Origin of the sequence: Pandoraea pulmonicola, from assembly GCF_000815105.2 — a bacterium.
Taxonomy (GTDB): Bacteria; Pseudomonadota; Gammaproteobacteria; order Burkholderiales; family Burkholderiaceae; genus Pandoraea; species Pandoraea pulmonicola.
Map to the genome: position 1 here is coordinate 2,205,168 of NZ_CP010310.2, position 18,106 is coordinate 2,223,273.

19 protein-coding genes are annotated in these 18,106 nt (G+C 65.8%); 9 read left to right on the forward strand and 10 right to left on the reverse strand.

The window, feature by feature from the left end:
- Positions 1-15: 15 nt before the first annotated feature.
- From nuoN to RO07_RS09695, 5 genes are all read left to right on the forward strand, one after another.
- The gene (gene nuoN / locus RO07_RS09675; protein WP_039410223.1) at positions 16-1,485 is read left to right on the forward strand and encodes an NADH-quinone oxidoreductase subunit NuoN; all 1,470 of its coding nucleotides are present in this window, start codon (positions 16-18) and stop codon (positions 1,483-1,485) included.
- A 118-nt stretch (positions 1,486-1,603) separates the two neighbouring features.
- Positions 1,604-1,915, forward strand: a complete 312-nt coding sequence (locus RO07_RS09680; protein ID WP_039414929.1) for a DUF2818 family protein — start codon at positions 1,604-1,606, stop codon at positions 1,913-1,915.
- Positions 1,916-1,994: 79 nt separating this feature from the next.
- Positions 1,995-2,588, forward strand: a complete 594-nt coding sequence (locus tag RO07_RS09685) for an NUDIX domain-containing protein (RefSeq protein WP_039410226.1) — start codon at positions 1,995-1,997, stop codon at positions 2,586-2,588.
- A gap of 68 nt (positions 2,589-2,656) precedes the next feature.
- Positions 2,657-3,151, forward strand: coding sequence for a DUF1178 family protein (locus RO07_RS09690; protein WP_039410229.1), 495 nt, complete (start codon positions 2,657-2,659; stop codon positions 3,149-3,151).
- A gap of 109 nt (positions 3,152-3,260) precedes the next feature.
- Complete coding sequence (locus RO07_RS09695) at positions 3,261-3,722, forward strand: MaoC family dehydratase (protein ID WP_039410233.1); 462 nt, start codon at positions 3,261-3,263, stop codon at positions 3,720-3,722.
- A gap of 137 nt (positions 3,723-3,859) precedes the next feature.
- On the opposite strand, the gene RO07_RS09700 is transcribed toward RO07_RS09695, so the two are convergent.
- The 7 genes from RO07_RS09700 to RO07_RS09730 form a co-directional block, all read right to left on the reverse strand.
- Positions 3,860-4,195 carry a YegP family protein gene (locus RO07_RS09700; RefSeq protein WP_039410235.1) on the reverse strand — a complete coding sequence of 112 codons (336 nt, stop codon included), beginning with the start codon at positions 4,193-4,195 and terminating at the stop codon, positions 3,860-3,862.
- 229 nt (positions 4,196-4,424) lie between these two features.
- Positions 4,425-5,117 carry a glutathione binding-like protein gene (locus RO07_RS09705; RefSeq protein WP_039410237.1) on the reverse strand — a complete coding sequence of 231 codons (693 nt, stop codon included), beginning with the start codon at positions 5,115-5,117 and terminating at the stop codon, positions 4,425-4,427.
- Between the two features lie 187 nt (positions 5,118-5,304).
- Entirely contained in the window at positions 5,305-6,540 is a 1,236-nt protein-coding gene (locus tag RO07_RS09710; protein ID WP_039410240.1) for an acyl-CoA dehydrogenase family protein, read from the reverse strand.
- A gap of 21 nt (positions 6,541-6,561) precedes the next feature.
- Positions 6,562-7,656, reverse strand: coding sequence for a phosphotransferase (locus RO07_RS09715; protein WP_039410242.1), 1,095 nt, complete (start codon positions 7,654-7,656; stop codon positions 6,562-6,564).
- A gap of 127 nt (positions 7,657-7,783) precedes the next feature.
- Entirely contained in the window at positions 7,784-8,500 is a 717-nt protein-coding gene (locus RO07_RS09720; RefSeq protein WP_039414933.1) for a histidine phosphatase family protein, read from the reverse strand.
- Positions 8,501-8,635: 135 nt separating this feature from the next.
- A complete protein-coding gene (locus tag RO07_RS09725) occupies positions 8,636-9,415 on the reverse strand; it encodes an oxepin-CoA hydrolase, alternative type (RefSeq protein ID WP_039410245.1) in 780 nt (259 codons plus the stop codon).
- A gap of 16 nt (positions 9,416-9,431) precedes the next feature.
- Positions 9,432-10,979: a 3-hydroxyacyl-CoA dehydrogenase gene (locus RO07_RS09730; protein ID WP_052267171.1), complete on the reverse strand. Its 1,548-nt coding sequence runs from the start codon at positions 10,977-10,979 to the stop codon at positions 9,432-9,434.
- A 613-nt stretch (positions 10,980-11,592) separates the two neighbouring features.
- On the opposite strand from RO07_RS09730, the gene RO07_RS09735 reads away from it, so the two are divergent.
- Positions 11,593-12,246 carry a glutathione S-transferase family protein gene (locus RO07_RS09735; protein WP_039410248.1) on the forward strand — a complete coding sequence of 218 codons (654 nt, stop codon included), beginning with the start codon at positions 11,593-11,595 and terminating at the stop codon, positions 12,244-12,246.
- A 163-nt stretch (positions 12,247-12,409) separates the two neighbouring features.
- On the opposite strand, the gene RO07_RS09740 is transcribed toward RO07_RS09735, so the two are convergent.
- Complete coding sequence (locus RO07_RS09740) at positions 12,410-13,603, reverse strand: pyridoxal phosphate-dependent aminotransferase (RefSeq protein WP_039410250.1); 1,194 nt, start codon at positions 13,601-13,603, stop codon at positions 12,410-12,412.
- Between the two features lie 141 nt (positions 13,604-13,744).
- Complete coding sequence (locus RO07_RS09745; protein WP_084072538.1) at positions 13,745-14,257, reverse strand: putative toxin-antitoxin system toxin component, PIN family; 513 nt, start codon at positions 14,255-14,257, stop codon at positions 13,745-13,747.
- 47 nt (positions 14,258-14,304) lie between these two features.
- Between RO07_RS09745 and yaaA the strand changes: the two genes are divergently transcribed.
- Together yaaA and RO07_RS09755 are read left to right on the forward strand one after the other, a co-directional pair.
- Positions 14,305-15,084 (forward strand): peroxide stress protein YaaA, encoded by a 780-nt coding sequence (gene yaaA / locus RO07_RS09750; RefSeq protein ID WP_039410253.1) that lies wholly within the window; start codon positions 14,305-14,307, stop codon positions 15,082-15,084.
- Between the two features lie 64 nt (positions 15,085-15,148).
- The gene (locus RO07_RS09755) at positions 15,149-16,309 is read left to right on the forward strand and encodes a M14 family metallopeptidase (RefSeq protein WP_039410256.1); all 1,161 of its coding nucleotides are present in this window, start codon (positions 15,149-15,151) and stop codon (positions 16,307-16,309) included.
- 71 nt (positions 16,310-16,380) lie between these two features.
- Here RO07_RS09755 and RO07_RS09760 read toward each other — a convergent pair whose 3' ends face one another.
- Positions 16,381-17,028 (reverse strand): BspC domain-containing protein, encoded by a 648-nt coding sequence (locus tag RO07_RS09760; RefSeq protein ID WP_052267172.1) that lies wholly within the window; start codon positions 17,026-17,028, stop codon positions 16,381-16,383.
- A gap of 325 nt (positions 17,029-17,353) precedes the next feature.
- Between RO07_RS09760 and trmB the strand changes: the two genes are divergently transcribed.
- Positions 17,354-18,067: a tRNA (guanine(46)-N(7))-methyltransferase TrmB gene (gene trmB / locus RO07_RS09765; RefSeq protein ID WP_039410259.1), complete on the forward strand. Its 714-nt coding sequence runs from the start codon at positions 17,354-17,356 to the stop codon at positions 18,065-18,067.
- Positions 18,068-18,106: the final 39 nt, after the last annotated feature.

Consider the following 18,106-nt stretch of genomic DNA (forward strand, 5'->3'; position numbering starts at 1 on the left):
GAGGAAATCTAGATCATGCAAAACATTAATCTGCTGCCTGCGTTGCCGGAGGCCATCCTGCTGCTCATGATCCTCGTGATCATGATGTGCGACGCGTTCCTCGGCCAGACGCGCAAGCTGAACTACGTGCTGGCACTCATCACCAGCGCCGTCGTGTCGGTGCTGTGGGCCTGCAACGCCGGCGATCCGACTTCGCACTACCTGTTCGGCAACGTGTTCGTGGCCGATCCGATGTCGAACCTGCTCAAGGCTTTCGGCGGTCTGGCGACGTTCGTCACGTTCGTCTACGGTCAGAAGTACCTGGAAGCGCGCGGCCTCGCCCGTGGCGACTTCTACATCCTCACGCTGTTCTCGCTGCTCGGCCTGTCGGTGATGATCTCCGGCAACAACTTCCTGACGCTGTACCTGGGTCTGGAACTGATGTCGCTGTCGCTGTATGCGCTCGCCGCCGTGTGGCGCGATTCGACGAACGCGACCGAGTCGGCCATGAAGTACTACGTGCTGGGTGCACTGGCTTCGGGCTTCCTGCTGTACGGCATGTCGATGATGTACGGCGCGACCGGCTCGCTCGAACTGGCCAAGGTCTTCGAGGTGATCGCCTCGGGCGCCGTGAACAAGATCGTGCTGGTGTTCGGCGTGGTGTTCGTCGTCGCTGGTCTGGCGTTCAAGCTCGGCGCCGCACCGTTCCACATGTGGGTGCCCGACGTCTACCAGGGTGCGCCGACCCCGGTCACGCTGCTCATTGGCGGCGCGCCGAAGCTGGGCGCCTTCGCGCTGCTGCTGCGTTTGCTCGTCGAAGGCATGCTGCCGCTGGCGATCGACTGGCAGCAGATGCTGATCATCCTGGCGGTGCTCTCGCTGGTGGTCGGTAACCTGACGGCCATCGTGCAGACCAACGTCAAGCGCCTGCTGGCCTATTCGACGATCTCGCACATGGGCTTCGTGCTGTTGGGCATGCTCTCGGGCGTGGTGGGCGGCAAGATCGACGGCATCGCCGACGCCTACGGTTCGTCGCTGTTCTACAGCGTGATCTACCTGCTCACGACGCTCGGCACCTTCGGTATCGTGCTGCTGCTCTCGCGCAAGGGCTTCGAGGCCGAGAACCTGTCGGATCTGAAGGGCCTGAACCAGCGCAGCCCGTGGTTCGCCTTCGTCATGCTGATGCTGATGTTCTCGCTGGCCGGCATTCCGCCGCTGGCAGGCTTCTACGCCAAGCTGGCCGTGCTGCAGGCGGTGGTGAACGCCGGCATGGTGTGGCTGGCCGTGGTGGCGGTGGTCGCTTCGCTGATCGGCGCGTTCTACTACCTGCGTGTCGTCAAGCTGATGTACTTCGACAAGCCGGAAGACACCCATGGGCTGGAAGGCAGCGGCACGATGCGCTTCGTGTTGTCGCTCAACGGCCTGGTGCTGCTGTACCTGGGCCTGATGCCCGGCTCGCTGATGGACTGGTGCCTGCGCACCATCAAGCTGACGCTGGCCAGCTGAGCGACGCAACAAACGAGTGAGCACGGGCAGGCCATGAACCCTATGGCCCGCCCGGCCCCGGAACGCAACAGGCGGTCGACGAACCGCCGACGAACGGCAGGAGAGCGCAACGATGAGCATGTCCGCGGGCGGTATGCTGGTGATTTTGCTGGCCGTGCTGGGTGCGAACCTGCCGTTCGTGAACCAGCGTCTCTTTGGCGTGGTGCTGCTCAAGCGGGCGGTCAAGCCGTTGTGGCTGCGCCTGATCGAGATGCTGGCGGCGTATTTCGTCGTCGGGGCGCTCGGTTACCTGGTCGAGTCGGGCATCGGCAACGTGTTCCCGCAAGGCTGGGAGTTTTACGCCATCACCGCGAGCCTGTTCGTGGTGTTCGCATTTCCGGGCTTCGTCTACCGGTATTTGTGGCGTCATCGACCGGCGGCTACCGCCTGAGATGCCCGCTTCACGAGACGCCGCCCCATCGGGCGGCGTTTTGTTTTTGGCTTCGCCAATCTTCAGCCCCGGAGGGCTTATGACCGAACGTCAACTCGACGATCAGCATTTGATCGAGACGCCTTTGGCGAGCGAAACCGTCTATGACGGTGCATTCCTGACCATCAAGCGCGACAGCGTGCGCCTGCCCGACGGCAAGACGGCCACGCGCGAGTACACCACCCACCCGGGGGCCGTCATGGTGATCCCGTTGTTCGAGGACGGGCAGGTGCTCATGGAGCGCCAGTATCGCTACCCGCTCAAGCGCGTGATGACGGAGCTGCCGGCGGGCAAGCTCGACGAGGCCGAAGGCGGTCTCGCATGCGGTCAGCGCGAATTGCTCGAAGAGACCGGCTATCGCGCCGAGCGTTGGGACTACCTCACGCGCATCCACCCGGTGATTTCCTACTCGACCGAGTTCATCGACATCTGGCTCGCACGCGAACTGACGCACGGCGAGCAGCGGCTCGACGAAGGCGAGTTTCTCGACGTATTCAAGATGCCCGCGACCGAATTGCTGCAGTGGGTGCGCGACGGCCGTGTCACGGACGTGAAAACGATTATCGGCGCGTTTTGGCTGGAGAAGATATTATCGGGAGTCTGGCAGCCGAACGAGCGTTCGCCGCTGCGCTGATCCCGATCTCTGATCTGTTTTCCATCGCGCGTCTCGCTGCGGCGGGGCCGGGACACATTCATCGCGTCATGAAGGTATTTGATTTGCGCTGTGCGAAAGAGCACACCTTCGAGGGCTGGTTCGGCTCGGAGGACGATTACCTGTCGCAACAGGCTCGAGGCCTGGTGAGCTGCCCTGTGTGCGGCGAGACGGAGATCGTGCGCATGCCGTCGGCGCCGCGCCTGAATCTGTCGGGCGGCACGGCGCTCGGCGGCGATGCTCGCGCGAGAGGCGAGGCGGGCGGCGCCGGTGCTGCTGCGCGTCCGCCCGTGCCGCCGGAAGTCGCCGAAGCGCATCGCGAGCTGCAATCGCTCTGGATGAAGGCGGTGCGTCACGTGATGGCCAACACGGAGGACGTCGGCGAGAAATTTGCCGAGGAAGCGCGCAAGATCCACTACAACGAGGCGCCGGAGCGCAATATCCGCGGCACGACCTCGCGCGAGGAGGCCGAAGCGCTGGCCGAGGAAGGCATCGACGTGATGATGCTGCCGCTGCCGGACGCCGCGAAAGAGACCCTGCAATAGGGCTTGTTGCCTCTCGAGCGCGTTCGTGCTCATGGTTGTGCTCATGCATAATGATTGACGAACGCAGGCCCGGACACGGCGCCGGGGTGGCGCATTCAACATGCGGGAGATGGAGATGGCAACGCTGGAGTACTACTTCGAGGACTTCGCTGTCGGGGACACGTTCGATCTCGGCGAGTACACGTTCAATGCCGACGAGATCGTGCGCTTCGCCCGGCAGTTCGACCCGCAGCCGTTTCACGTGGACGAGGGCGCCGGGCGAGACTCCCATTTCGGCGGTTTGGTCGCGAGCGGCTGGCATACGTGCAGCATCATGATGCGGCTGAACGTCGACAAGCTCCTCTCGCGCGCCGCGAGCATGGGGTCGCCGGGGGTGGAGCAGATCGAATGGCTCAAGCCGGTGCGTCCCGGCGACACGATCACGGTCACGAGCAGCACGCTGGAAGTGCGGGCGTCGAAGAGCCGTCCCGACCGCGGTATCGTCCGCCAGCTCTGGACCGCCACCAATCAGCATGGCGAGGAAGTGTGCCGCTTTCGTGGCACGGGACTGTATCTGAAGCGTCCGACCTGAGTGCCCGACCCAAACGCCCATGGGCCCTGGGGGCCGATCCGGTCCCCGACGGGGCTTTCAATCAAGTTCTGCAAGTCTGCCGATCCCGCCGACCGGCGTGCCGTCGCGCGGATCGGTGCGAGTCGGTCGGTGTCGGATCAGTGCGAAAGGTCGCTCACGGACGCCGCCGGCGCGTCGCGCTTGACCTGCGCAATACCGTCCTCCATCTGTTCGGCCGTCGAGAACATCTGGCTTTGACCGATGATCTCCCCATTGCGTGCCTTGAGCACGAAATAGGGGCGGCCCGACGTGGATGTCTTGCGCTCGAAGCGGTGGTCTTCGCCCGAGTTCTTTCGTACGGATTCGATGCCGTTCTGCGCCGAGGCACGGGCCTTGTAGGACTCGGAGGAGAGAATGACGTGCCCGCTGTCGGCCAGCAACTGAAAGTGGAATTCACCGTTGGGGCTGCGCTTGAGTTCGAACTTGCCTGACATATGTGGATCTCCCGGATCTTCCAAAAGCCAGCGGCGAGGAACTGCGAACTGCAAGGTGATGGCGGCGTGCGCCGCATCGAAGCGGTTTGCCCGGACAAGTCACGAGACGACGTACCGGGCGGATTGCGCTTAGATTAGCACCGCCGGCGTTCCGACGGAACCGCAGTTTGTTTCGAAGTGTAAACCACTTGCGGGCCGGACCAGCCGGAAGTCCGGCCCGGCCGACACATCAGCGTCGCGCGTACTGCGTGGCGCCGAACAGGATCTCGCGGGCCTTGTCGTCCTGCAGCGGCTTGCGCGCGTCGGCGAGCACCTTGGTGCCGCGCTGGACGGCGGGACGAGCCTCGATGGCCTCGAACCACCTCTTCACGTTGGGGAAGTCGGACAGTTCCACGCCCTGATTCTTCCAGGAGCGCAGCCACGGCCAGATCGCAATATCCGCGATGGTGTACATGTCGCCCGCCACATACGGATGGTTGCCCAGACGCTTGTCGAGCACGCCATACAGGCGTCGCGCCTCGTTGGTGTAGCGCTTGATCGCGTAATCGATCTTCTCGGGCGCGTAGATGCGGAAGTGATGCGCCTGGCCGAGCATCGGGCCCACGCCGCCCATCTGGAACATCAGCCATTCGAGCGTTTCGTACTTGCCGCGCACGTCCTCGGGCAGGAAGCGCCCGGTCTTGCCGGCGAGATAGAGCAGGATCGCGCCCGACTCGAACAGCGAGATCGGCTCGCCGTCCGGGCCGTCCTCGTCGACGATGGCCGGGATCTTGTTGTTCGGCGAGATGGCGAGAAATTCGTCCTTGAACTGGTCGCCCGCGCCGATGTCGATGGCATGTGCGTGGTAGGGCAACCCGCACTCTTCGAGCATGATGTGGACTTTGTGGCCGTTGGGCGTGGCCCAGGAATAGACCTGAATCAATTGCGGCTCCTCGTATGGTGGCGTCGACGGACGCCGGTCGCCAATCGGGTGCCGCAACCATCGCGTCGAGCGGGCGGCACGGTGACGGCACGGATGTCGGAACGGGGCGGGGGCGCGAGCGCCGCACCCCCGGGAAACACTGCCCGGAAATTACACCACAGAACGCCGACGCTTGCCTGACGCGGGGTCAGTGGCTACCGTCTTCGTCGTCCATGTGACGCGCCAGTTCGAGCTTGGCGATGGCGTTGCGATGGACCTCGTCGGGACCGTCGGCAAAGCGCAGTGTGCGGGCGCTGGCATAGGCGTAGGCGAGCGGGAAGTCGCCGGACAGCCCCGCTGCGCCATGTGCCTGCATTGCCCAATCGAGCACCTGGCAGGCCATGTTCGGCGCCACGACCTTGGTCATGGCGATCTCCGCGCGCGCCGCCTTGTTGCCGACCGTATCCATCATGTAGGCCGCCTTGAGCGTGAGCAGGCGCGCCTGTTCGATCAGGCAGCGCGCTTCGGCGATGCGCTCGCGGGTGACGCCTTGCGCCGCGATCGGTTTGCCGAAGGCCACGCGCGAGAGCGTGCGCCGGCACATCAGCGCCAGTGCTCGTTCGGCCAGCCCGACGAGACGCATGCAGTGGTGGATGCGTCCCGGCCCGAGCCGTCCCTGTGCGATCTCGAAGCCGCGCCCCTCGCCGAGCAGCAGGTTCGAGGCGGGGACGCGCACGTCGTCGAGCACGATTTCCATATGACCGTGCGGCGCATCGTCGTAGCCGAAGACCGTGAGCGGACGCACGCGCGAGACGCCCTTGGCGTCCGCCGGGACCAGGATCATCGATTGCTGGACGTGTTTCGGCGCCTCGGGATCGGTCTTGCCCATCACGATGTACAAGGCGCAGCGCGGATCGCCCGCGCCCGTCGACCACCATTTTCTGCCGTTGACGACATAGTCGTCGCCGTCGCGCCGGATCTGGCATTGCACGTTGGTCGCGTCCGACGACGCAACGTCCGGCTCCGTCATCAAAAACGCCGAACGGATTTCGCCGCGCAGCAGCGGCGCCAGCCACTGCGCCTTCTGGGCCTCGGTGGCGTAGCGCTCGAGCGTCTCCATGTTGCCGGTGTCCGGCGCGTTGCAGTTGAACACCTCGGGTGCCCACGGCACCTGTCCCATGATCTCGCACAGCGGCGCGTATTCGACGTTCGTGAGGCCCGCGCCGCGGCCGGAGTCAGGCAGGAAGAGGTTCCAGAGGCCGGCCTGCCGGGCGAGCGGCTTGAGCCGTTCGATGACCTGCGACGGTTGCCAGGCGTCACCCTGCCGGCGCGCGATGTCGATCTCCTCCAGATACCGATGCTCGTTCGGAAAGATGTGTTCGTCGAAGAACGCGTTCAGGCGGGCGCGCAGGGCTTCGACTTTCGGGCTGTAGCTGAAATCCATGACGTCTCCGTTCGGTGACCGTTAGCGCGACGCCGCGTCGCGTTGCGCGTACTCCCACGCCAGCTCGGCCATCGGCCGCGCGCGCTTGCCGGCGTCGAGCGCTTGCTGGCTCGCGGCCGTGCCGTCGCTCACGCGTTTCATGATGCCTTGCAGGATCGCGGCGATGCGGAACATGTTGTACGCGAGATAGAAGTTCCACTGGGCGGGCGGCTGGCTGCCCGTGCGTGCGCAGTAGCGGGCCACGTACTCGCGCTCGCCCGGAATACCCAGCGCGGCCCAGTCGAGGCCGGCAATGCCACGAAACACGCCGGGACTGACGTGCCACGCCATGCAGTGATAGCTGAAGTCCGCGAGCGGATCGCCCAGCGTCGAGAGTTCCCAGTCGAGCACGGCGAGCACGCGCGGCTCGCTCGGATGGAAGATCAGGTTGTCGAGCCGGAAGTCGCCGTGCACGATGGTCGTGCGTTCGGGGGCGTCCGACGGCAGATGCGCGGGCAGCCATTCGATCAGGCGGTCCATGGCCTCGATCGTCTCCGTCTCCGAAGCGCGATATTGCTTGCTCCATCGCGCGATCTGGCGCGCGATGTAGTCGCCGGGCTTGCCGTAGGTTTCGAGTCCGATGGCGCGGTAGTCGACGCGGTGAAGGGCGGCGATGACGCGGTTCATCTCGTCGTAGATGGCGCCACGTTCGGCCGGCGACATGCCGGGCAGCGACGGGTCCCACAGCACGCGCCCCGGCACGTAATCCATCACGTAGAACGCCAGCCCGATCAGGCTTTCGTCTTCGCACAGGCCACGCATGCGGGCGACGGGAACGTCCGTGCGCGCGAGCGCGTCCATCACGCGGTACTCGCGCTCGATGGCGTGGGCGGAGGGGAGCAGTTTGCTCGACGGCGCCGGCTTCGTACGAAGCACGTACGCGGCGCCCGGGGTCGTCAGGCGGTACGTCGGATTGGATTGGCCGCCGTTGAATTGCGAGATCGCGAGCGGCCCGGCGAAGCCGTCGACGTGCGAGGTGAGCCAGCGCTCGAGCGCGGCGGCGTCGAACGGGGCTCGTCCCTCGAGGGGCCGTTCGCCCGCGAACGCGGAAAAATCCTGGGGAAGCGCCTCGGCCATGCTGTCTCCTGCATTTCCGGTGCTGCGTTGATCGGAAGTGTCTCGACTGCTGTGGGGACTTCGGGTCTTGCGGTGCGCCGTCCGGCGGCGCGGCGGCTGCGCCACACCTGCCGCCGCCTGCCTTCGCTCAACGGCGCTGCAGCGAACGCGTAAACGACGCGAAGATCTTTTCCATTACCGTGAGCCGGTTGTCGCGATGCAATGGCTGCGGTGGCGCGAAGTTCAACAGACGAACGATCCAGTCTTCCGGCTTGTCGCCCACGTCCAGCGCATTGATACAGGCCGGTGTCTGGGCGAGCTGGCCGATGAACAGGCGTCCGAGTGGATGCATCGCATGCGAGAGAATCGCGCGGTTCACGCCGCCGTGCAACACCAGCAGCACCGTGTCCCACGAGCGGTCGGCGCGCAGCTCGGCGAGCGGCGGTACCACGCGCTCGAGCAGTTCGCGCACGGACTCGCCGTTCAGGAAGCGCGTGTCTTCGGGCACGACGCCATCGAACGCCGCGAGGAACGCCTGCGCGAGATCGCCCGGTGACAGATCGGCGATGTTGCCTGCACGAATTTCCTGCCAGCACGTCCACGTTTCGATCTCGACCTGTTGCCCGGTCTCCGCGAGAACGCGTTCGGCCGTCTCGCGCGTGCGCGGCAAGCCGCTCACGATGACCCGGTCGAAGCGGATGTTCTCCGCCGCGAAGGCGCGCCCGGCGGCGCTCGCCTGTGCGCGTCCCTGTTCGTTGAGCGGGACGGCGTCGGCATCGATCGGTTTGCCGCTGTCGTCGAAGTATGTGACGTCGCCGTGGCGCATCAGATAGATGCGTCGACGTTGCGGCGGGGTGAAGGCCAAGGGGCTCGTGTCGGGGCCGGGATGGCCGAGTGAGCTCATGCGGAAATTCTCCTGAGTTTGTGCGTGGCGCGCGGCCGGACATCGACGTGCCGCAAGCGCCGGAAGTTCATGTGCGCGGTTGCCCGACCGGATTCGTCAGTCGTATTTTGCTGGGCGTTTCTCCAGGAAGGCGCTGATGCCTTCCAGACCATCGGCGTGATGCAGCGACGCCACGAAGTTGTCGCGCTCGGCGCTCAGTTGCGCGTTGAGGGTTTCGCTCGCGCCGCTCTCGATGAGCGACTTGATCCGGCCGACGGCATTCGGCGAGAGCTGCGCGAGATCGGTGGCCCAGTTCAGCGCTTCGGCGCGCGCCTGCCCGGGAGCGACCACGCGGTTCACGACGCCGGCAGCGGCCAGACGCGGCGCCGCCACTGGCTTGCCTTCGAGCAGGATCTCGGTGGCGAGGGCGCGCGGCAGCGCTTGCGAGAGGAACCACGAACCGCCGCCGTCGGGCGTGAGGCCGACTTTGACGTAGGCCATCACGAACTTCGCGTTCTCGGCGGCAACCAGCAGATCGCAGGCGAGGGCGAGCGAGAAGCCCGCACCCGCCGCGGCGCCTTCGACCGCCGCGATCACCGGCTTCGGGCAGGCGCGCAGCGCCTCGATCCACTCGGCCAGTGCGTCGATGCTGGCGGCCTGCACCGACGGATCCTGCTTGCGGTTCTCGAGCAGGCGGTTGAGGTTGCCGCCCGCGCAGAAGAAGTTGTCGGCGCCGGTGAGCACCACGGCATGCACCGACGGATCGCGTTCGGCCGTGGCGAGCGCTTCCACTCCGGCGGCATACATGTCCGGATGCAGTGCGTTGCGCGCTCCGGGGTTGGACAGCGTCAGCACCAGGGTCTGGTCGATGCGTTCGGCAAGCAGTTCGGCGCTCATGAGGCGAGTCTCCGGATCACTGTTCTTCGGTGAGCAGCGACACGCCGAGCTGCGCGCGGCGCGTGAGCCACGGCGACGGACGGTAGCGCTGGTCGCCATAGAACGATTGCAGATTGCGCAGGACGGTGAGCAGTTGGCGGGCGCCCACGGCGTCGCCAAGCGCCAGCGGGCCCTTGGCGTAGCCCAGTCCCAGCGTCACCGCGCGGTCGATGTCGCCCGGCGTGGCGATGCGCTGCTGCGCGATGTCGGCGCCGATGTTCACGATGGTGGCGATCACGCGCTGCGCCACGAAGCCGGCGGAGTCGCGGATGACCGTGACCGGCGTGCCGCCCTGCGCGAACAGGGCGTGCGCGGCGTTGCGCGCTTCGGGCGTGGTGACCGGCGTGGTCATCAGTGTATGACGCTTCGCGCCCGCGAGCGGCAGCAGCGTGTCGACGGCGACCGTACGCGTGGCGTCGAGGCCTTGCTCGACGGCGCAGGTGGTGGCGTCGAGGCCCAGCGGCGTGACGACGATCAACGCGTCATCGGACGGCTTCTCGCCGTTTTCGATGTTCACGCCCGTCGCTCCCAGCAGTTCGACCACCGCCGCGAAGCCGCGTGTGTCCGCGCGGCTCACCCAGACGCTGGCGGGCAACGTGTCCGGTGCCGGCGCCTCGGGCGGCACCAACTGCTTGCCATCGACATAGCGGTAGAAGCCTTCGCCGACCTTGCGGCCGAGCAGACCCCCTGCGAAACGCACGGCCGTGATCGGCGACGGGCGGAAGCGTGCTTCCTCGTAGAACTGGTGATAGATCGACTCCATCACCGGATGCGAGACGTCGAGCGCGGTCAGATCGAGCAGTTCGAACGTGCCCAGGCGGAAGCCGGCCTGCTCGCGCAGGATGCGGTCGATGTCGGCAAAGCTCGCCACGCCTTCGCTCGCCACGCGCAGGCCTTCGGTGTTCATGCCGCGCCCCGCGTGGTTGACGATGAAGCCCGGCATGTCCTTGCAGCGCACGGCGGTGTGACCCATGCGCCGCCCGAGAGCGAGCAGGGCGTCGCCGACTTCGGGCGCGGTGCGCAGGCCGTCGATGACCTCGACCACCTTCATGAGCGGCACCGGGTTGAAGAAGTGGTAGCCCGCCACGCGCTCCGGACGCTCGCATGCGGCGGCAATCGCCGTGATCGACAGCGACGACGTGTTGGATGCGAGGATCGCGTCGGGCGCCACAATGCCTTCGAGCGAGCGGAACAGGTCGCGCTTGACGTCGAGCTTCTCGATGATGGCTTCGACCACCAACTGACAATCCGCGAGGTCTTCCAGTGCGGCGCAGGCCTGCAGGCGGTCCATCGTCGCCGCGACGCTCGACGCCTCGATCTTGCCCTTCGCGGCGAGCTTGTCGAGCGTCTCGCGCAGCGTGTCGAGGGCGCTCTGGACGGCCTTGGCGTTGGTGTCGTAGAGCTTCACGCGCAAGCCGGCCTGGGCGGCGATCTGAGCGATGCCACGGCCCATGGCGCCGGCGCCGACGATGCCCAGCACATCGATTGCCTTGGCGGAGGATGCGGTCGGGGAAGATGCTGTCATTCGGAGTGTCTCGAAGTTGTGATGTCTGTGATGGTCGCGTCAGCCACGCATGCTCGGGGGAGGTCGCTCCAGTCGCTCCGGCGCGATGACAGACGCGAGCGCCTGAAATCCCGCTGCCGGTCGGCATGACGCGGCGGTGGTGCCGCCATGGTGCGCCATTCTATCGTCCGACCGGTCGGTCGGGAAATGAATTTCCTGGCGAGACGGCCTGCGATGCAAACCGATGCCCCTGCGGCGTTGCGGCTATTGTCGCCGATCTCGCGTCGGCTGCCAGCGGTTGTTCCGCTGCGCGGTCGGGAGACGGGGCGGGGAGCGTGCCTCCGGGCGGGCGAGTGCCGCGGGAGCGTGGCGGAATTCGGGACGTCGTGACAGGCTAGCACCTCCCGTTTGCCCCCGCGATGCCGGTACACTCCCGGTAGCCGCCGTTCGCGGACCGCCATTCGCTATTGTTCGCTACCGCGAGATGGCGCGATGCCGCGGGAGCGCGAGCGACGGCCATCGACGCCGCTGCCGTTATCGAGGCAGCGCACCCGGGACGCATCATGAACATTGCGCACGCGTCGTCGCCCGCTGTCCATTATCGAGGCGCCGGTCGTGCCGCAGGGGAGACATCATGTTGAAGCTGTACGGATTTCCAATCAGCAACTACTACAACAAGGTCAAGGTTGTGCTGTACGAGAAGGGTCTGCCCTTCGAAGAAGTCGAGTCGATCCCGTGCCAGGACGAGCCGGTGCTGCAGTGCTCGCCGCTCGGCAAGGTGCCGTATCTGCAGACCGAACACGGCTATCTGGCCGAGTCGCAGGTAATCTGCGATTACCTCGAAGCCGCGCATCCGACGCCGGCGCTGTTCTCGCAGGACCCGTGGCGCCAGGCAAAGGAGCGCGAATTGCTCACGATGCTCGAACTGCATCTGGAGCTGGTCGTGCGCGAAGTGTACACGCAGGCGTTCTTCGGCGGCACAGTGTCGGAAGGCACGCGCAGTCGCACCGAGAAGCTGCTGCGCCGGAACATCGTGGCGTTCAAGCGTCTGGCGAAGTTCTCGCCGTACCTGGCAGGCGAGACGTTCACCATGGCCGACGTTGCCGCCGGTATCCATCTGCCGATTCTCGGCATGGCCACGCAGGCGGTGTACGGCGAGGATTTCCTGCAGAGCGCCAGCATCGACTGGAAAGCGTATGGCAAGCAGTTAGCGGAGCGCGAGTCGTTCCAGCGCATGCGTGCCGAGCAGAAGGCGTATCAGCAGGCGCAGAAGGCCAAGGCGGGTTGATATTGGCGAAGACGTCTGCGGGGGTGTTGGCGAGCGCCTGCTGAGGCGCGCCGTCGCATCCTCTCAAAAGAAGAGGGCCGTCATCGTTCGATGGCGGCCCTCTTTTTTGCATTTCGCATGCGGCATGCCGCGCGCGTCACCGCCTGTGGCAAGCCGTGGTGGATCAGAGCTTCGCCAGACGCGCGAGCGCCGCGCGCAGCGTATCGTCCTGCTTGGCGAAGCAGAAACGCACCACGCCCGATTCGTGCGGCTCGTGATAGAAGGCCGAGACGGGAATGGCCGCCACGCCGATTTCGCCGGTGAGCCACAGCGCGAAGTCGCCTTCGCTCATGTCGCTGATCGCGCTGTAGTCCACGCACTGAAAGTAAGTGCCTTCGCACGGCAGCAGCTTGAAGCGCGTGTTGGCGAGGCCCGCGCGGAACAGATCGCGCTTTTTCTGATAGAAGTCCGAGAGCTCTAGATAGGGCGCCGGGTCGCGCATGTAATCGGCCAGACCGACCTGCATCGGCGTGTTCACCGTGAACACGTTGAACTGGTGCACCTTGCGGAACTCCGCCGTGAGCGAGGCCGGCGCGGCGACGAAGCCGACCTTCCAGCCTGTCACGTGATACGTCTTGCCGAAGCTCGAAACGATGAAGCTGCGCCGAGCCAGTTCGGGATGGCGAGCCACGCTCTCGTGACGCTTGCCGTCGTACACCATGTGTTCGTAGACCTCGTCCGAGATCAGCAGAATGTCGGTGCCTGCCACGATCTCGGCGAGCTTCGCCAGATCGCGCTCATGCCACACGGTGCCGCTCGGGTTGTGCGGCGTGTTGAACAGGATGAGACGCGTGCGCGGCGTGACGGCCGCGGCGAGCTTGTCGAACGGGATGCGGAAGTCGGGCGCCTCCAGCGTGATGTACACCGGCTTGCCGCCCGCGAGCTCGATCGACGGCACATAGCTGTCGTACGTCGGCTCGAACACGATCACTTCGTCGCCCGGATGCACCGTTGCGAGAATCGCGGTGAGCAGCGCCTGCGTGGCGCCGGCCGTGATCGTGATCTCGGTGTTCCAGTCGTAGCGTTGTCCGTAGAGTTTGCCGATCTTCTCGGCGATCGCCTGACGCAGCGCCGGCACGCCGGCCATCGGCGGGTACTGGTTGTGGTCTTCGCGCATGGCGCGCGAGACGGCGTCGACGATCTTCGGGTCGCACGCGAAATCCGGGAAACCCTGGCCGAGATTCACCGCCTGCTTCTCCGCCGCGAGTGCGGACATCACGGTAAAGATCGTGGTGCCGACGTTCGGCAGGCGCGAGGTGAGCGGCGGGGCGGTCAGTGCGGGAGAGGAAGCGGCAGGAGCCATGGGTGGCGCGTTCATTTGGACAGTGGAGGCAATCGGCAGCGATCAACAGACCCCCATTCTACCGCCGGCGCGGCGCCCATGCGGGCGACGCCCGGTGTGAGCGAGCCTAAATCCGGCTCAAATCGAACTCAAATGCAAACCGCACCTCGCATGACCTCAGACGGCTGTGGTCAACAGCGAGGTGAAAGCGCTCGCCGTCACGATCCGAAAGCCGAACTGACGGGCCACGCGGCTGCGCAACTTGAGTACCGCCTTGTCTTTGCTGACGAGCCAATGGGCCTGGCCGTCGCGCGCCGCTTCGAGGAATTTCTGATCGTCGCGGTCGCGGCACAGCGGCAGCGGCACGGCGGGTGCGGCGTCCTCGGGGGCGAGGACCGGTTGCGTGTGCGTGTCGACCCAGGCGAGTGCGGCGCCATTGTCGATTTCGCGCGAAGCGAATTGCGGATAGGTCAGGACGATGGCGAGCTCGTCGCGACAGCGCGGCGCCATGAGCGCGGTGAGGCGGCGCGCGACGAGCGCATCGCGCACCGGCCGGGCGATGGGATCGTCGAAGACGAGTAGGTCGATCCAGACGTTCGTGTCGAGCACCACGCGCGGTGGCGCGGCGAGGGTCGCGAGGTGTTCGGCGAAGGCCCGGTCGGCGGGCGTGGCAACAGCGTTTTGAAGCATTGGATAGAATGACGGTTTCACGTTTTTGCAGGAACGCTGCACCCTCTATGATAATTGTTCTCTCGCCGGCCAAATCGCTCGACTATGAAACGCCGCCGCACGTGAGCACGCACACCGTGCCGCAATTCGTGGACGATGCGGCCGAACTGATCGAAGGCCTGCGTGAACTGAGCCCGGCCCAGGTCGGCTCGCTCATGAGCATTTCCGATCAACTCGCCGCGCTCAACGCCACGCGCTACGCCGAGTGGACGACCCGCTTCGACACCACCAATGCCAAACAGGCCGTGCTCGCATTCAACGGCGACGTCTACGAGGGCCTCGCCGCCCGTAGCCTGAGCGCTTCGCAGCTCGATTTCGCGCAACGCCACCTTCGCATTCTGTCGGGCCTGTACGGCGTGCTGCGTCCGCTCGATCTGCTCCAGCCGTATCGTCTCGAGATGGGCACGCGCTTTGCGAACAAGCGCGGCCGCGACCTCTATGCATTCTGGGGCGAGCGCGTGACGCAGACGATCAATGCGGCGCTCGCCGAGCACGTCGAGACGCGCCGCGTACTCGTGAACCTGGCTTCCGAGGAGTATTTCAAGGTGATCAAGCGCCGTCTCGTCGCAGCCCCCGTGATCACGCCGGTGTTCGAGGACTGGAAGAGCGGCAAGTACAAGATCATCAGCTTCTACGCCAAGCGGGCGCGCGGTCTGATGGCGCGCTATGCGATCGAGCGCGGCGTGACCGACGTGCAGCAACTCAAGGCATTCGACAGCGAGGGTTACGCCTTCGACGACAGCGTGTCGAACGACGCGCTGTGGGTCTTCCGCCGTCGCGTGGCCTGACGCCCGCCACCTCCCAGCCCCGGGCATGCCCCGGGGTTTTTCATTTCCGCCAGTGGGGCAAGTCATGACCGTCCAGATCAGCAGCAGGTTCGACAGCGGCGCCATTCACGTGGTGAGCCGCGAGCGCGCCGACGACATTCACGTTCGCGTGCCGCAAGACGGCGCCGCCGAATTCGCCCAGTGGTTCCATTTCCGCGTCCAGGGCGTGGGCGGCGCGCCGTGCCGCATCGTGTTCGACAACGCCGGGCAGACGTCGTACCCGCGCGGCTGGGAAAACTACCGCGCGGTGGCGTCGTACGACCGCGTGAGCTGGTTTCGCGTGCCGACGACCTACGACGGCCACGTCATGACCGTGTCGTTCACATCGGCGCACAACAGCGTCTATCTCGCCTATTTCGAGCCCTACCCGGAAGAGCGCCATCTGGCGTTGCTCGGCACGGCGCAGAATTCGCCGCGCGTGAGCTCGCGTTCGCTGGGGCAGACCATCGACGGCCGCGACATGACGCTGCTCACCGTGGGTGAGCCAGGCGAGGGCAAGCGCAATATCTGGGTGATCGCGCGTCAGCACCCCGGCGAGACGATGGCCGAGTGGTTTGTCGAGGGCCTGCTGCGCCGTCTGCTCGGGGCGGGCGACTGGACTGGCGATCCGCTGGCCGCCGCGGTGCTCGACGAGGCGGTGTTCCACATCGTGCCGAACATGAATCCCGACGGCGCCGCGCGTGGCAATCTGCGCACGAACGCGGCCGGCGCGAACCTCAATCGCGAGTGGCTCGAACCCGATCCGTCGCGCAGCCCCGAGGTGTATCAGGTGCGGGCCGCGATCGAATCGCTCGGCTGCGACATGTTCTTCGACATTCATGGCGACGAAGCGCTGCCGTACGTCTTCCTGGCGGGCAACGACGGCGTCGAGTGGGCGACCGATGCGGTTCTTGCGCGCGAGAAGGCCTTCGGCGAGCGGCTGAAGGCCGCGAGCCTCGATTTCCAGGACAAGTTCGGCTACCCGCCGGGCAAGCATGGCCCGGAGTCGCTCAAGCTCGCGTCGAAATGGATCGCGCACCGCTTCGGCTGTCTCTCGCTCACGCTGGAGATGCCGTTCAAGGACAACGCGAACCGGCCAGATGCGCGCGTGGGCTGGAGCGGCGCGCGCAGCGCTGCGCTGGGCGCGTCGATGCTCGCGGCCATCTGGTCGCAGATGCAGGCCGACAAGGCGCAGGCGCCGACGTAACGCGCGACAGGGCGCGACAAGGCGCGTCAAGGCACGACGCGCGCTGCGTCGTGCTTCCGCACACGGATCGCTCAGTGCGCCTTCTTCTTCGCGGTGTTCTTCTTGGCCGTGCCCGACTTCGACGACGACGCCTTCGCCGTCGACTTGCCGCCTGACGATTTCGCCGTCGTGCCGCGCTTGCCCGACTTGGCGGTGGCGTGCGACGACTTGCCGCGGGTGCCGCGCGTAGCACGCTTGACTGGCTGTTCGACCTGCGGCAGCGGCGACGTATAGTCGAAGCCCATCATGCGGCCATCGGCGTAGCCGCAGCGGATGTGGATCTTGTCCGTCTGTCCGCCGGTGCGTTTGCCGGTGCCGTCGAGTTCGACCATCTGCGTGACGTCGACGCGTTGCTTGCGATCGTCGAACGGGCCGGACCATGGGGCGACCTTGGCATGCTCGGGGTCGAGCGCATTGTCGGCGTATTCGACGCTCTCGTACCCGGGCAACGTGGCCACGACGAAGCTCGCGTGCGCGGCGCAGTCGGCCACGAGCGGATCCGCGTGACGGGTGTTGATGAACTGCTCGACCAGCGCGCGATGCTGCTCGAGCGTGAATGCCTGTGCGGGGGCCGTGAAGGCCGACAGGCAGAGAGGCGTCGCGACCGTGGCGATACCGGCGATCTGGCGCACGGCTCGCAACACGGCGCCTGCGGCGCGTTGAAAAAATCGATTCGACATTGCTTGACGTATTCTCGGGGGGCGCAAGGGTCAGACCCTAAGCATTGCAGAGCAATGCGGGCATGCGGCGACTCATTCGATGAGTCTCTGGCACGCGCCGCTCGCGAAGAAGCTTTGCCGCATGCTGAGAGACTGCGACAGAGCGGCTCTCATCTTAACCGAAAAAAAGTCGCCGACGCCCGCTGGATAAGCCCGTCGACGCAACTCGAAGCGGGGCGAGAGTTACGGCGCGCTACAATGCCCTCCTTTCCGGCGTTCGCGCGTCGGGCGTGTACCACGTATCCACGCCGATGCGCACGGCCCGCACACGATTTCTCTTTCCTGCATGTTTGCAAACTCACGCACTGTCGACAGCGCTCAAACCGGTCCGCATGAAAAGCTCGCCGCGCTCGTGATGCGTCATCGCGACGCCGCATTCCGCAAGCCGTTGGCGGCTTACAGCGCGGGCGCTTTCGAGGCGGCCGTCGCGGCGTGGCGCAGTGCCGGATCGCGGCCGCTGGTCATCGACGCCGGTTGCGGCGTGGGCGAGAGCACGCTGCGTCTCGCGACGCGGTTTCCCGACCACTTCGTCATCGGCGTCGATCAGTCGGAGAGCCGCATCGTGCGCGGCAAGGATTGGTGGGACGGCGTGTGGCCGGAGAACTTCGTCTGGGTGCGCGCCGACCTCGTCGACTTCTGGCGGCAGTTGCACGACGCGGGGATTCGTCCGGCGAGGCATTACATCCTCTATCCGAATCCGTGGCCGAAGATCGGGCAACTCGCGCGCCGTTGGCATGCACATGCCGTATTCCCGACGGTGGTGGCGCTGGGCGGCGCGCTGGAGTGTCGTAGCAACTGGGGCGTCTACATCGACGAGTTCGCGCTGGCCGTCGAACTGCTGAGCGGCGTACGGCCGACCGTCGAGAAGTACTCGCCGGCGCGCGAGGCGGATGCCATCACGCCGTTCGAGCGCAAATATCTGGCGTCGGGGCACGGGTTGTATCGGTCCGTTGTGACCCTGTCACCTGGTGCTTGTGGAGGGCGAACCGACCTCCTATAGTGTTTTATTGCGTCCATCCGATGCCATACCACCGACGCG